The organism is Streptomyces kanamyceticus (assembly GCF_008704495.1).
In the GTDB taxonomy this organism is placed as follows: Bacteria; Actinomycetota; Actinomycetes; order Streptomycetales; family Streptomycetaceae; genus Streptomyces; species Streptomyces kanamyceticus.
The window spans coordinates 3,899,341-3,912,089 of record NZ_CP023699.1 but is presented as its reverse complement, the minus strand read 5'-3'; the positions used below and the strand labels follow the sequence as shown (position 1 = coordinate 3,912,089).

Genomic DNA, 12,749 nt, shown 5'->3' with positions numbered 1-12,749 from the left:
TACGCTACGTGTGCGCTCGATCACTCGACACGTACGGAATGTGAGCGGTACCCATGGCACGAAACACAGCATCCAACTCCCCGCGTCCCGGCGCTCGCGCCCTGCTGCGCGTGGGCCTGACCGTCACCGCGGCGGGCGCCGCGCTCGGTGCGGGCGGCGCGGCGAACGCGAGCGCGGTGGAGCCGGTCTCCGCCGCTCCGGCGGCCGGATTCTCCGCGCCCGCGGGCGACGCCGACGCGGGGGACCCCGGACAGGCGGTCATGGAGGCGGTGCAGCGTTCGACGGCGGGCGGCCTCGCCCCGGCCAAGGCCCTGCGGCTCAACCCGCTGGCCGGTACCAGCGTCGACCCGCTCGACAACTCGCTCGGCACCCAGATCGCCGACTTCAAGCCGGTCAGCACGGCGGTCGCCACCGCGCCGCTCGCCGAGGGCGCGGCCCTTCAGGACCTGCCGGTGGTCGGTCCCGCGACGGGGCTGCTGCCCGGCTGACCGGCCTCGGGCGCCGCCTCGGGTGCCGTCCCGGGCGTCGCCCCGGTGCTGGACCGCAGCGGCACCTCGCGGATCAGCCAGGCCGCCGCGAACGTGAGCGCGCACAGTGCGGCCGTGCCCACCATGACGCCGTGCAGACCGCCGGAGACCCCGGCGCGGAAGGCGTCCCGCACAGGACCCGGCAGGTCGCCGAGGGCCGCGGGAGTCAGCTGGTGGCCGCCCGCGAGGCGCTCGCCCTCCGGGCCGAGCCGGTCGGTGAGGGTGCCGGCGAGACGGCCGGTGTAGACCGAGCCGAGCACGGCGACGCCCAGCGAACCGCCGATGGTGCGCAGCAGCGTGGTGGTGCCGCTCGCCGCGCCCATGTCGCGGGGCTCCGCGCTGTTCATGGTGATCAGCAGGGCGGGCTGCATCAGGCAGCCGAGGCCCGCGCCGAGCACGAAGGTGAGCGCGGAGGTCACGGCCGTGGCGGTGCCCACGCCGACCGTGAGCAGGGCGAGGGAGCCCGCCGTGGCGACCGCGCCGCCGACGATCGGATACGCGCGGTAGGCACCCCCGTGACCTACCGCGCGCCCGATGTACAGCTGCGCGCCCATCATGCCGAGCATCAAAGGGAGCAGCAGCAGACCGCTCCGCGTGGACGACATGCCGCGCACGAACTGCATGTACTGCGGCAGGTAGCTCGCCGCCCCCAGCATCGCCGCGCCCGCGAGGAAGGTGAGGACCTGGGCGAGCGTGAAGTTGCGGTCGCGGAACAGCCGCGGCGGCACGATCGGTTCGGGCGCGCGCAGCTCCACGCGGACGAACGCGGCGAGCGCGGCCGCGGTGAGCAGGGCGAGGCCCGTGATCTGCGGGGAGAACCAGTCGTACGTCGTGCCGCCCCAGGTCCCGAGCAGGGTGAGCGCCAGGATGCCCACGGTCAGGAGCGCGGCGCCCGCGTAGTCGACGCGGGCGGTGCTGCGCGTGCTCGGCAGCCGGATGAGCAGGCCGACGATCAGGAGGGCCGCGGCGCCGACGGGCACGTTGACGTAGAAGACCCAGCGCCAGTCCAGCTGGTCGGTGAGGAAGCCGCCGAGCAGCGGTCCGCCGATCATGGCGGCGGGCAGCAGTACGCCGATCATCGACTGGGAGCGGCCCGCCTGCGCGGGCGGCAGGAGCGTGCCGATGAGGGCGAGCGCGCCGACGAAGAGGCCGCCCGCGCCGAGTCCCTGGAGCGCCCTGAACGCGATCAACTGGCCGATGTCCTGGGCCAGTCCGCAGAGTACGGACCCGATGAGGAAGACGGTGATCGAGGCCAGGTAGCTGCCCTTGCGGCCGTACAGGTCACCGGCCTTGCCCCAGATCGGGGTGGAGACGGCGGCGGTGAGCAGATAGGCCGTCACCACCCAGGAGAAGTGCTCCAGGCCGCCGAGTTCGCCGACGATCGTCGGGAGCGCGGTGCCGACGATCGTGCCGTCGAGCGTCGCCAGGATGATGCCGAGCAGCAGCCCGAGGATGACGAGGCGGGAGGGCGGTGGTGCGTCTTCCGTACGCTGGTTCATGGCTTCCCCGATGTGTGTGACGTGGCGTCAGGCGGCGTACGGGTGGGTGTTCCTGGCCTCGCGCAGGGCCTGGGCCCACCAGGTGAGCTGGTCGAGCATCGACTTGGCGGCGGCCTCGCTCTGGGGGTCCCGCATCGCCCGCTCCTCGTCGAACAGGCCCCAGACGTTGTGCAGGCTGACCGTGTTGCGGATGGTCGTCGCGTTCAACTCGGCCATGACCAGGCGGAGTTGTTCGACCGCGCGCAGGCCGCCCGAGATGCCGCCGTAGGAGACGAAGCCGACCGGCTTGGCGTGCCACTGCGTGTTGTGCCAGTCGATGGCGTTCTTCAGGGCTGCCGGGAAGCTGTGGTTGTACTCCGGCGTGACGAACACGAACGCGTCGGCCTCCGCCAGGCGCGGTGAGACCAGCGCGAGCGCCTCCTGGGTGGCGGCGGGCGGCGCCTGGCCGAAGTCGGGCAGGACCGTGGGCAGCGGGGTCTCCGCCAGGTCGACGACGTCGACGCTCAGGTCGGCGCGCTGGGCGATGTGCCCCTTGATCCACTCGGTGACGACGGGCGCGAAGCGGCCTTCGCGGGTGGAGCCGACGAGGACGGCGACGCGGAGCGGGGCCGGGTTCGGGTTCGGGTGCGAGGTGGTTGCGGTCATGGGATCCCCCTGGAATGTGTACGACGTATCTTCCGTGTACAACGTACACGCGAGTGTGTACGGCGTCTACTGGAGATACGGTGTACGCATGGCCACAGAGAAGAAGAAGAGCCAGCCCGACCCTTCGCTCTGGGAGCGTCTCGAGCGCCCGGCAGCCACCCAGCGCACCGCGCTGACGTTGCGGAAGATCGCGGCGGTCGCGGTGCGGATCGCCGACGCCGAGGGCTTCCCCGCCGTCACCATGCGCCGCCTCGCCACCGAGCTCGGCGTCGCGCCCATGGCCGCGTACCGCCACGTCGCCGACAAGAACGAGCTGGCGGTGCTGATGGTCGAGCAGGTGACGGGCGAGCTCGTGGTGCCCGATGGGGTGTCCGGCTGGCGCGACGTCCTGCACGCCTTCGCCGGGCAGGCGCGGCAGCTGATGCTGAACCATCCGTGGCTGGCCCACATGCCGACCCCGCTGTACGCGCTCACGCCGAGCCGGATGGCCGTCGCCGAGCGGCAGTTGGCGTCCCTGGACGGCCTCGGCCTCGACGCCGACCAGATGATGGTCGCCTTCCGGACCGTCAACGCCTATGTGCAGGGCTCGACGCAGGCCGAGGTCGTCCTGCGGCGCTACCGCGACGAGCACGGCTGGCACACCGGCGAGGAGTCGCGGACCGCGCTCGCGCCGCAGATGAACTACCTGATGGCGACGGGCCGTTACCCGACGTACCACCGCTACGCGCACAGCGCGGACCGCAAGGACGACGAGACGTGGATGTTCGAGTCGGGCCTGGACTGCGTACTCGACGGGATCGCCGCGCGGCTCGGCATCTGAGGTAGCACGCGCATGACGAAGCCCCGGCCCTCTTGGACGGAGGAGGACCGGGGCTTCGGTGTGCGGGAGTGGCTAGTAGGCCGAGCCCGACGCGCCCAGCGAACCCGTGGGGTGCCAGACCGTCTTCGTCTCCAGGAAGGCCGTCAGGCGGTGCGTGCCCGGGTCGGCCGACCAGTCGACGGGACCCGGACGGAAGACGCGCTTGAGGTTGTCGGCGGCCGCGATCTCCAGATCGCGGGCCAGCTCCGTGCCCGCCCCCGTGAGGTCGATCGCGTTGACGTCCTGGTGCGCGGCGAGCGGGGCCGCGATCTCGGCGGTCTTCCCGGTCAGGATGTTGACCACGCCGCCGGGCACGTCGGACGTCGCGAGGACCTCGCCGAGCGAGAGCGCGGGCAGCGGGGACTCCTCGGCGGCGATCACGACGGCCGTGTTGCCCGTCGCGATCACCGGGGCGAGCACCGAGACCAGGCCCAGGAACGACGACTCCTGGGGCGCGACGACGGTGACCACACCGGTCGGCTCCGGCGTCGACAGGTTGAAGAACGGGCCCGCCACCGGGTTGGCGCCGCCGACGACCTGGGCGATCTTGTCCGTCCAGCCCGCGTACCAGACCCAGCGGTCGATCGCCGCGTCGACCTGGGCGGCGGCCTTGGACTTGGAGATGCCCTCCGCGTCCGCGACCTCGCGTGCGAACTGCTCGCGGCGGCCCTCCAGCATCTCGGCGACGCGGTAGAGGACCTGGCCGCGGTTGTACGCGGTCGCGCCGGCCCAGCCGCCCTGCGCCTTGCGGGCGGCCACGACGGCGTCACGCGCGTCCTTGCGGGAGGAGAGGGGCGCGTTCGCCAGCCACTTGCCCTTGGAGTCCGTCACCTCGTACACCCGACCGCTCTCGGAACGCGGGAACTTGCCCCCGACGTACAGCTTGTAGGTCTTGAACACCGTGAGTCGGTCAGACATCGAGGTACGCCTCCAGCCCGTGCCGGCCGCCCTCGCGGCCGAAGCCCGACTCCTTGTAGCCGCCGAACGGCGAGGTCGGGTCGAACTTGTTGAATGTGTTGGCCCAGACGACGCCCGCCCGGAGCTTGTTCGCGACCGCGAGGATGCGCGAGCCCTTCTCCGTCCAGATGCCCGCCGAGAGCCCGTACTGCGAGTTGTTCGCCTTGGCGACCGCCTCGTCCGGCGTACGGAAGGAGAGCACCGACAGGACCGGGCCGAAGATCTCGTCGCGGGCGACGGTGTGCGCCTGCGTCACGTTCGTGAAGAGCGTCGGCGCGAACCAGTAGCCGGAGGACGGCAGTTCGCACGGCGCCGACCAGCGCTCGGCGCCCTCCGCCTCGCCGGTCTCGGCGAGCGCGGTGATGCGGGCGAGCTGCTCGGCGGAGTTGATCGCGCCGATGTCCGTGTTCTTGTCGAGCGGGTCGCCCAGGCGCAGCGTCGTCAGGCGGCGCTTGAGCGAGTCGAGCAGCTCGTCCTGGATCGACTCCTGGACCAGCAGGCGCGAGCCCGCGCAGCAGACCTGGCCCTGGTTGAAGAAGATGCCCGTGACGATGCCCTCGACCGCCTGGTCGATGGGGGCGTCGTCGAAGACGATGTTCGCGCCCTTGCCGCCCAGTTCGAGCGTGACCTTCTTGTCGGTGCCCGCCACCTGGCGTGCGATCGCCTTGCCGACGGCGGTGGAGCCGGTGAAGGCGACCTTGTTGACGTCGGGGTGGGCGGTCAGGGCCGCGCCCGCGTCGCCGTACCCGGGGAGGATGTTGACGACGCCCTTGGGCAGGCCCGCCTGGCGGCAGATGTCCGCGAAGAACAGGGCGCTCAGGGGAGTGGTCTCGGCGGGCTTCAGGACGACCGTGTTGCCCGTCGCGAGGGCCGGGGCGATCTTCCAGGCCAGCATCAGGAGCGGGAAGTTCCACGGGATGACCTGGCCCGCGACGCCGAGGGGCGCGGGGTTCGGGCCGTAGCCCGCGTGGTCCAGCTTGTCGGCCCAGCCCGCGTAGTAGAAGAAGTGCGCGGCGACCAGGGGGAGGTCGGCGTCGCGCGTCTCCTTGATGGGCTTTCCGTTGTCCAGGGTCTCCAGGACGGCCAGCTCGCGGCTGCGCTCCTGGATGATCCTGGCGATCCGGAACAGGTACTTGGCGCGCTCGGCGCCCGGCAGCGCCGACCACTTCTCGAACGCCTTGCGGGCGGCCTTCACCGCGCGGTCGACGTCTTCGGAGGAGGCCCGCGCGACTTCGGAGAGGACCTCTTCGGTCGACGGGGAGACCGTCTTGAAGACCTTGCCGTCGGCGGCCTCGGTGAACTCGCCGTCGATGAACAGGCCGTACGAAGGGGCGATGTCGACGACGGAGCGGGACTCGGGCGCCGGTGCGTACTCGAAGGGAGTGGAGGTCATGGGTCAGTCCACCGTCACGTAGTCGGGGCCGGAGTAGCGGCCGGTGGCCAGCTTCTGGCGCTGCATCAGCAGGTCGTTCAGGAGCGACGAGGCGCCGAAGCGGAACCAGTGGTTGTCCAGCCAGTCGGGGCCCGCGGTCTCGTTCACCAGGACGAGGAACTTCACCGCGTCCTTGGTGGTGCGGATGCCGCCCGCGGGCTTCACGCCGATCTGTACCCCGGTCTGCGCGCGGAAGTCGCGGACCGCCTCCAGCATGAGCAGGGTGTTGGCCGGGGTGGCGTTGACGCCGACCTTGCCGGTCGAGGTCTTGATGAAGTCGGCGCCCGCGATCATGCCGATCCAGCTGGCGCGCCTGATGTTGTCGTACGTCGAGAGTTCGCCGGTCTCGAAGATGACCTTCAGGCGGGCGGTGCCGCAGGCCTCCTTCACGGCGCGGATCTGCTCGAACACCGTCATGTAGTCGCCGGACAGGAACGCGCCCCGGTCGATGACCATGTCGATCTCGTCGGCGCCCGCGGCGACGGCCTCGCGCACGTCGCCGAGCTTCACGTCGATGGCGGCGCGGCCCGCGGGGAAGGCGGTCGCGACGGACGCGACCTGCACGCCGCTGCCCGCGACGGCCTCCTTGGCGGTGGCCACCATGTCCGGATAGACGCAGACGGCGGCGGTGCGGGGCGTGTCACGGTCCGTGGGGTCCGGATGCACGGCCTTCGCGCCGAGCGCCCGGACCTTGCCCGGGGTGTCGGCGCCCTCAAGGGTCGTCAGGTCGATCATCGAGATGGCCAGGTCGATGGCGTACGCCTTCGCCGTGGTCTTGATCGAACGGGTACCGAGCGAGGCGGCACGCGCCTCCAGGCCGACCGCGTCGACGCCGGGCAGCCCGTGAAGGAAGCGGCGGAGCGTGCTGTCGGACGCTGTCACGTCAGCGAATGCAGTGGGCATGGTCACGAGGGGAGCATATCTACGCGCGTAGCTGCTGTACAGGGGTGGGGTTGGCCGGGGAGGGTCCGCTCCGGGGTCGGTCCGCACGTCGGGCCCGTGCCGTGCGGGGCCGGTCGCGCAGTTCCCCGCGCCCCTTGGCCCATGGCCCACTGCCCACGTCAGGCGCGAGCTACCCGGGGATTCGCGCAGTTCCCCGCGCCCCTTGGCCCATGGCCCACTGCCCACGTCAGGCGCGAGTCACCCGGGGATTCGCGCAGTTCTCCGCGCCCCTATCGGGGCCGGGGCGGACCGAAGGAGGGGCCCGCGTGGGCTTCAGGCAGAATCAGGGTATGAGCGACCCTCAGAACCCCGTGGCGGAGCCCGCCTATCAGGACCGCACCTTCCGGTCCCCGGCCGGTATCGCCGGTGGCGTCCTGCTGCTCGCCCTGGGCACCTGGCTCGGCGTCGACGCCGCCATCCGCGGCGAGGGCCGCACCCCGTGGCTCGCGCTCGCCGGACTGCTGCTCGCCGTGCCGCTGGTCGTCGCGTACACCGTGCGGCCCTGCGTCTACGCCAACGACGACCGGCTGCGCATCCGCAACCCCTTCCGGAGCATCACGCTGCCGTGGGCGTCCGTCGCCACGCTCCGCTCCGGATACTCCAACGAGGTCCTCACCAACGACGGCACCAAGTTCCAGCTCTGGGCGATCCCCGTCTCGCTGCGCGGCCGCAAGAAGGCGGCGCGCAGGCAGTCGCAGGCCGCCGCGGCCGGTGACCCGACGAGCGGCAAGTCCTTCCTCGACCCCACGACGCGGGCCACGCGCTCCACGGGCGACCAGTCCATGGACAGCCTCCGCGAACTCGCCGAGCGGCAGGCCGACGCCGAGTCGGCGCAGGGGGAGCCCGTGGTGCGCTGGGCGTACGAGATCCTCGCGCCGTGCGCGGCGGGGGCCGTGCTGCTCGTCGTACTGCTCGCGGTGACCTGAGCCGGTCCCTGTCCGTAGGGCCTCCGTAGGGGTTACGGCGGCCCCAGCCACGCCAGGAGCATGTGCCCGCCGAACGCGGCCGACGTGAGGGCAAGGGCCGTCAGCGCCGTCACCAGCACGTGCGTCCTCGCCCGCGCCAGCGCCACCGCGACCGGCAGCAGCAGCGGGAAGCCCGGCAGCAGGAAGCGTGCCCTCGGGAAGTAGACGCCGCTGCTGCCGAGGACGATCAGCAGGAGCAGGCCCGTGAAGACCAGCAGCGGCAGCGGCTGGCGGTCGCCCGCCGAGAGCACGAAGAGCACCACCGAGCCGAGCAGCACCGCCGTCACCATCGCGAGGAACAGCTGCGGCCGCTCGATCACGAACAGCGCGTGCATCCGGCGCAGCGTCTCCACGCCGCCGTCCCACTCGTTGTGCCACAGCTTCTGTACGGCGAAGTAGCCGTCCCAGCGGCCCAGGCGCAGGCCCACCCACCCGACGTACGCGAGCCAGCCGAGCGGGGCCAGCAGGGCGCCGAGCAGCGGGCGTACGGCGAAGGGGGCTCGGCGGCGGAGGGAGAGCAGGGCCGTCAGCGACACCGCCGCCGCCAGTGCCACCCCGGTGGGGCGCGTCACGCCCGCCAGCGCCGCCAGGGAGCCCGCCCACAGCCAGCGGCCCGTGAGCACCGCGTACAGCGACCACGCCGTGAGCGCCGTGAACAGCGACTCCGTGTAGCCCATCCACTGCACCAGCGCCACCGGCAGGCTGCCCCACAGCACCGCGAGGACGACGCCCGCCCTGCGGCCGTACAGCCGGTCGCCCACCGCGAAGATCCCCCACGCCGCGGCGAACGAGCAGACCAGCGCGATCCCCAGGCCCACCGCTCCGCGCGGCAGGCCGGGCACGAGCGCGTCGCCCGCCCTGATCAGGGACGGGAGCAGCGGGAAGAACGCGAGGTTGTTCGCGTCGAACTGGGTGCCGAGCGTGTGCGCGTAGCCGTGCTCGGCGATCTTCAGGTACCAGTCGCAGTCCCACGACTCCATCAGGAGGTGCCGGACCCCGCGGTGCTTGTGGTGCGCCCACGCCCCGAACACCAGCAGGCCGAGCGTGCGGACGGCCGCGTACGCGAGGAGCGCGGGGGAGGCGTGGCGCAGGGCGCGGACCGCGCGGGCGCGGAGTGCGGGGGACGGGTGTGCGGCGTTGCGGGGGCGCCTGGACGCGGGGACGCGGGACGGGGCGGCGGTCGAGGGCTCGGAGATTCCGTACGGCACTGCGGCAGCTCCCGGAACGTGATCGTGCGCTACCGGTCGACCCTTCCTGGGGGACCGGCAGCGCACCGGATCACTGCGTCAGCTGCCGTAGTGGAACCACTCTCGCGGGTGGCTCCGCTTCGGGTTCCGGGTGGGACAGGACCGTCAGATGCCCGCCGCCGCCGACAGGTCCCGCTTGATCGCGGCGAGGAGTTCCGTGGCCCTGGCGCGCGCCGCGGGGAGCTCCTGCTTCGCCGACACCGGGACCACCACCTCCAGGTAGCACTTGAGCTTCGGCTCCGTGCCGCTCGGGCGGACGATGACGCGGGCGCCGTCGAGCGTGTAGCGCAGGCCGTCCGTGGGCGGCAGCTTGTCCGTGCCCCGGGTCAGGTCCTCCGCCAGGGTCACGGGCAGGCCCGCGAGCTCCGTCGGCGGCTGCTCGCGCAGGCGGCGCATCGCGTCCGCGATCAGGGACAGGTCCTCCACGCGGACCGACAGCTGGTCGGTGGCGTGCAGGCCGTGCTCGACGGCCAGGTCGTCGAGGAGGTCGAGGAAGGTGCGGCCCTGCTCCTTGAGCTCGGACGCGAGTTCGGTGAGCAGCAGCGCCGCCGTGATGCCGTCCTTGTCGCGTACGCCCTCGGGGTCCACGCAGTAGCCGAGCGCCTCCTCGTAGCCGTAGCGCAGGCCGTCCACGCGGGCGATCCACTTGAAGCCGGTCAGGGTCTCCTCGTACGCGAGGCCCGCCTTCTCCGCGATGCGGCCCAGGAGGGACGAGGACACGATCGACTCCGCGAAGGTGCCCTGGGCGCCGCGCTTGACCAGGTGTGCTGCGAGGAGCGCCCCCACCTCGTCGCCGCGGAGCATCCGCCAGTCCGCGCCGTTCGCGCCGTCTGTGCCGTCCTTGACCGCCGCCGCGCAGCGGTCCGCGTCCGGGTCGTTGGCGATGATCAGGTCGGGGGCCGGGGTGGTGCGGGCCGCCGTCGCGAAGGACAGGTCCATCGCGCCCGGCTCCTCCGGGTTGGGGAACGCGACCGTCGGGAAGTCCGGGTCGGGCTCGGCCTGTTCGGCGACGAGCGTCGGCTCGGGGAAGCCCGCCCTGGCGAACGCCGCGAGGAGGGTGTCCTTGCCGACGCCGTGCATCGCCGTGTAGACGACGCGGGCGGTGCGGGGGGAGTCCGGGGCCAGGACGGCGTCCGTGCGCGCCAGATAGGCCTCCAGGACGTCCTCGGAGAGGGTTTCCCAGCCGCTCTCGGGGCGGGGCACGTCGTGGAGCGACGCGATGGCGTCGATCTGCGCGGCGATCTCCGCGTCCGCGGGCGGGACGATCTGGGAGCCGTCGCCGAGGTAGACCTTGTAGCCGTTGTCGCGCGGGGGGTTGTGGCTGGCCGTCACCTCTACGCCCGCGACCGCGCCGAGGTGCCTTATGGCGAAGGCGAGTACGGGGGTGGGGAGGGGGCGGGGGAGGACGGCCGCCCTGAGTCCCGCGCCGGTCATCACGGCGGCGGTGTCGCGGGCGAAGTCGGCGGACTTGTGGCGGGCGTCGTAGCCGACGACGACCAGGCCGTCGGTCTGGCCCTTGGACTTGAGGTACGCGGCGAGGCCCGCGGCGGCGCGGATGACCACGGCGCGGTTCATGCGCATGGGGCCGGCGCCGAGTTCGCCGCGCAGGCCCGCGGTGCCGAACTGGAGGGTGCCGCTGAAGCGGTCCGCCAGGTTGTCGGTGTCCTCGGCGTCGATGAGCTTGGCCAGCTCTTCGCGGGTCTCGGGGTCCGGGTCCTCGGCGAGCCATGCCTGGGCCCGTGCGATGAGTCCGTCGCGTCCGTCGTGTCCGTCGCGTTCGGCGTGGTCCTGCACGTGTCTTCAGCCTCTCGTGTGCGGGTTTCGTCCTGGCTGGTGCGCCTTGGGTTCGGATGTGGGGCGGGGCCGCGGCGGTATGTCCGTCCTCGCCGTCCCAGAGCCTTGCCACACTTTGGGCACCTCGGCTCGTGGCCACCAGTGCTCCGGGCGGACATACCGCCACGTCCCCTCGGGCCGGTTCGGCGCCTGCGGGCCGGTGGGGGTTCCGCCGCTGTGGGCAGATGTTCCGCAGGGCGAGTGGGGTCTCCCCTGCTCGAGCGAAGTCGAGAGCTTGGGGAAGGGTGGGCACAGCCCCCGTTGCCGAGGGGCGTGACAGGGGGCGCCCACCCGTCGCCGAAGGGGCTGTCAGATGCGGCCCAGGACCTTACCGAGCAGCTCACCCATGCGGGTAGCACTGTCGCGGCCCGCCTGGAGGACTTCCTCGTGGTTCAGCGGCTCACCCGTCATGCCCGCGGCAAGGTTCGTGACGAGGGAGATGCCGAGCACCTCCGCGCCCGCCTCGCGCGCGGCGATCGCCTCGAGGACGGTGGACATGCCGACCAGGTCCGCACCGATGGTGCGGGCCATGCGGATCTCCGCCGGGGTCTCGTAGTGCGGGCCGGGGAACTGCGCGTAGACGCCCTCTTCGAGGGTCGGGTCGATCTCCTTGCAGAGCGCCCGGAGCCGCGGCGAGTACAGGTCCGTGAGGTCGACGAAGTTCGCGCCGATGATCGGGGACGTCGCCGTGAGGTTGAGGTGGTCGCTGATCAGCACCGGCTGACCGGGGCGCATGCCCTCGCGCAGGCCGCCGCAGCCGTTGGTCAGCACGATGGTCTTGCAGCCCGCGGCCACGGCGGTGCGCACGCCGTGCGAGACGGCGGCCACGCCACGGCCCTCGTAGTAGTGGGTGCGGCCCAGGAAGACCAGCGCGCGCTTGTCGCCGACCTTGAAGGAGCGGATGCGGCCGCCGTGGCCCTCGACGGCCGGGGGCGGGAAGCCGGGCAGCTCGGTGACCGGGAACTCGGCATCGGGCTCGCCGAGCGCGTCGACGGCCGGCGCCCAGCCGGAGCCCATCACGAGGGCTACGTCGTGGGTCTCGGCGCCCGTCAGCTCACGCAGGCGCGCGGCGGCGGCGTCGGCGGCGGCGTAGGGGTCGCCCTGGATGTCGTCCGGAATAACTGAAGCGTTCACGCCGATGAGAGTAGCCGGTCACGCCCTACGCGCGTAGATGACGATGCTTACGGGATCGCGATCGTTGTCTTGTCGTTTCCGACGAGAGTGGAGGTGCGGTGCGGTTCGGGTGTGCCCCGAAGGGGCGCGGGGAACTGCGCGGCCAGCCACGACGGGCCCGCGGATGGGTACCGCATGTCCCGCGGAGCGCTCAGCAGGGCCGCTTCCGCAGTTCCATGACGTAGTCGTGGGGGGCGCCCGCCGATTCCGCCGCGTCGGCCAGCTCGCCCAGGTAACGCGCCGAAGGCAACCCGCCCTCGTACCCGTTCAGGACGTACACCCACGCCGGTTCCTCGCCCTCCAGCGTGTGCACCCGCACCCGCATGCGGCGGTAGATGTCCAGGCCCACGCCCTCCCACCGGTCCATGGAGTCCTCGTCCATGGGGGCGATGTCGTAGAGCGTCACGAAGACCTGGGAGCGGGGCGCCTCGACGATGGTCGCCAGCGCGCCCTCCCATCCCATGTGCTCCCCGCCGAAGGTGAGCCGGTGGCCGTTCAGCCAGCCGGTCGCGCGCAGCGGTGAGTGCGGGGCGCGGCGTGACATGAGCCGCGGATCCAGATTGCCGGCGTACGCGGCGTAGAGCGACATGTGGTCGAGGGTACGGCAGCGAGACCTGGGCCTCTCCCGTAACAGAAGGGCCGGGGCCACGGACGGAGGGCCCCGGGGCGA

12 protein-coding genes are annotated in these 12,749 nt (G+C 72.2%); 3 read left to right on the top strand and 9 right to left on the bottom strand.

The annotated features are described in order from the left end of the window. The first annotated feature begins 53 nt into the window (after nucleotides 1-53). The gene (locus CP970_RS15970; protein ID WP_055545557.1) at nucleotides 54-488 is read left to right on the top strand and encodes a hypothetical protein; all 435 of its coding nucleotides are present in this window, start codon (nucleotides 54-56) and stop codon (nucleotides 486-488) included. On the opposite strand, the gene CP970_RS15965 is transcribed toward CP970_RS15970, so the two are convergent. Together CP970_RS15965 and CP970_RS15960 are read right to left on the bottom strand one after the other, a co-directional pair. Next, nucleotides 440-2,026, bottom strand: a complete 1,587-nt coding sequence (locus CP970_RS15965; protein WP_055545559.1) for an MDR family MFS transporter — start codon at nucleotides 2,024-2,026, stop codon at nucleotides 440-442. The two genes, CP970_RS15970 and CP970_RS15965, sit on opposite strands and share 49 nt — an antisense overlap. Before the next feature lie 27 nt (nucleotides 2,027-2,053). Continuing rightward, nucleotides 2,054-2,671 carry an NADPH-dependent FMN reductase gene (locus tag CP970_RS15960; RefSeq protein WP_055545561.1) on the bottom strand — a complete coding sequence of 206 codons (618 nt, stop codon included), beginning with the start codon at nucleotides 2,669-2,671 and terminating at the stop codon, nucleotides 2,054-2,056. A gap of 88 nt (nucleotides 2,672-2,759) precedes the next feature. On the opposite strand from CP970_RS15960, the gene CP970_RS15955 reads away from it, so the two are divergent. Next, entirely contained in the window at nucleotides 2,760-3,491 is a 732-nt protein-coding gene (locus CP970_RS15955) for a TetR/AcrR family transcriptional regulator (protein ID WP_055545563.1), read from the top strand. 72 nt (nucleotides 3,492-3,563) lie between these two features. Here CP970_RS15955 and CP970_RS15950 read toward each other — a convergent pair whose 3' ends face one another. From CP970_RS15950 to deoC, 3 genes are read right to left on the bottom strand one after another with little or no spacing between them, the layout of a single operon-like run. Then, nucleotides 3,564-4,448, bottom strand: coding sequence for an aldehyde dehydrogenase family protein (locus CP970_RS15950; RefSeq protein ID WP_055545565.1), 885 nt, complete (start codon nucleotides 4,446-4,448; stop codon nucleotides 3,564-3,566). Continuing rightward, nucleotides 4,441-5,880: an aldehyde dehydrogenase family protein gene (locus CP970_RS15945; RefSeq protein ID WP_055545567.1), complete on the bottom strand. Its 1,440-nt coding sequence runs from the start codon at nucleotides 5,878-5,880 to the stop codon at nucleotides 4,441-4,443. The genes CP970_RS15950 and CP970_RS15945 overlap by 8 nt, the downstream gene beginning before the upstream one ends. A 3-nt stretch (nucleotides 5,881-5,883) precedes the next feature. Further along, nucleotides 5,884-6,822, bottom strand: coding sequence for a deoxyribose-phosphate aldolase (deoC, locus tag CP970_RS15940; RefSeq protein ID WP_055545570.1), 939 nt, complete (start codon nucleotides 6,820-6,822; stop codon nucleotides 5,884-5,886). Between the two features lie 329 nt (nucleotides 6,823-7,151). On the opposite strand from deoC, the gene CP970_RS15935 reads away from it, so the two are divergent. Further along, a complete protein-coding gene (locus CP970_RS15935; RefSeq protein ID WP_055545572.1) occupies nucleotides 7,152-7,787 on the top strand; it encodes a PH domain-containing protein in 636 nt (211 codons plus the stop codon). A gap of 32 nt (nucleotides 7,788-7,819) precedes the next feature. Here CP970_RS15935 and CP970_RS15930 read toward each other — a convergent pair whose 3' ends face one another. From CP970_RS15930 to CP970_RS15915, 4 genes are all read right to left on the bottom strand, one after another. Then, nucleotides 7,820-9,034, bottom strand: a complete 1,215-nt coding sequence (locus CP970_RS15930; RefSeq protein WP_224058463.1) for a hypothetical protein — start codon at nucleotides 9,032-9,034, stop codon at nucleotides 7,820-7,822. A 144-nt stretch (nucleotides 9,035-9,178) separates the two neighbouring features. After that, nucleotides 9,179-10,867: a phospho-sugar mutase gene (locus tag CP970_RS15925; RefSeq protein WP_150493446.1), complete on the bottom strand. Its 1,689-nt coding sequence runs from the start codon at nucleotides 10,865-10,867 to the stop codon at nucleotides 9,179-9,181. Between the two features lie 348 nt (nucleotides 10,868-11,215). Continuing rightward, nucleotides 11,216-12,040, bottom strand: coding sequence for a purine-nucleoside phosphorylase (locus CP970_RS15920; RefSeq protein ID WP_055555941.1), 825 nt, complete (start codon nucleotides 12,038-12,040; stop codon nucleotides 11,216-11,218). A gap of 190 nt (nucleotides 12,041-12,230) precedes the next feature. Continuing rightward, on the bottom strand, nucleotides 12,231-12,668 hold the full coding sequence (locus CP970_RS15915; protein WP_055555939.1) for a gamma-glutamylcyclotransferase: 438 nt from the start codon (nucleotides 12,666-12,668) through the stop codon (nucleotides 12,231-12,233). Nucleotides 12,669-12,749 lie beyond the last annotated feature (81 nt).

What these genes read in the sequence shown, in the direction of transcription:
- CP970_RS15955 (WP_055545563.1), top strand. Translation starts at nt 2,760, where the DNA reads ATGGCCACAGAGAAGAAGAAGAGCCAGCCCGACCCTTCGCTCTGGGAG.
- CP970_RS15935 (WP_055545572.1), top strand. Translation starts at nt 7,152, where the DNA reads ATGAGCGACCCTCAGAACCCCGTGGCGGAGCCCGCCTATCAGGACCGC.
- CP970_RS15915 (WP_055555939.1), bottom strand. Translation starts at nt 12,668, where the DNA reads ATGTCGCTCTACGCCGCGTACGCCGGCAATCTGGATCCGCGGCTCATG.
- CP970_RS15965 (WP_055545559.1), bottom strand. Translation starts at nt 2,026, where the DNA reads ATGAACCAGCGTACGGAAGACGCACCACCGCCCTCCCGCCTCGTCATC.
- CP970_RS15960 (WP_055545561.1), bottom strand. Translation starts at nt 2,671, where the DNA reads ATGACCGCAACCACCTCGCACCCGAACCCGAACCCGGCCCCGCTCCGC.
- deoC (WP_055545570.1), bottom strand. Translation starts at nt 6,822, where the DNA reads ATGCCCACTGCATTCGCTGACGTGACAGCGTCCGACAGCACGCTCCGC.
- CP970_RS15970 (WP_055545557.1), top strand. Translation starts at nt 54, where the DNA reads ATGGCACGAAACACAGCATCCAACTCCCCGCGTCCCGGCGCTCGCGCC.
- CP970_RS15945 (WP_055545567.1), bottom strand. Translation starts at nt 5,880, where the DNA reads ATGACCTCCACTCCCTTCGAGTACGCACCGGCGCCCGAGTCCCGCTCC.
- CP970_RS15950 (WP_055545565.1), bottom strand. Translation starts at nt 4,448, where the DNA reads ATGTCTGACCGACTCACGGTGTTCAAGACCTACAAGCTGTACGTCGGG.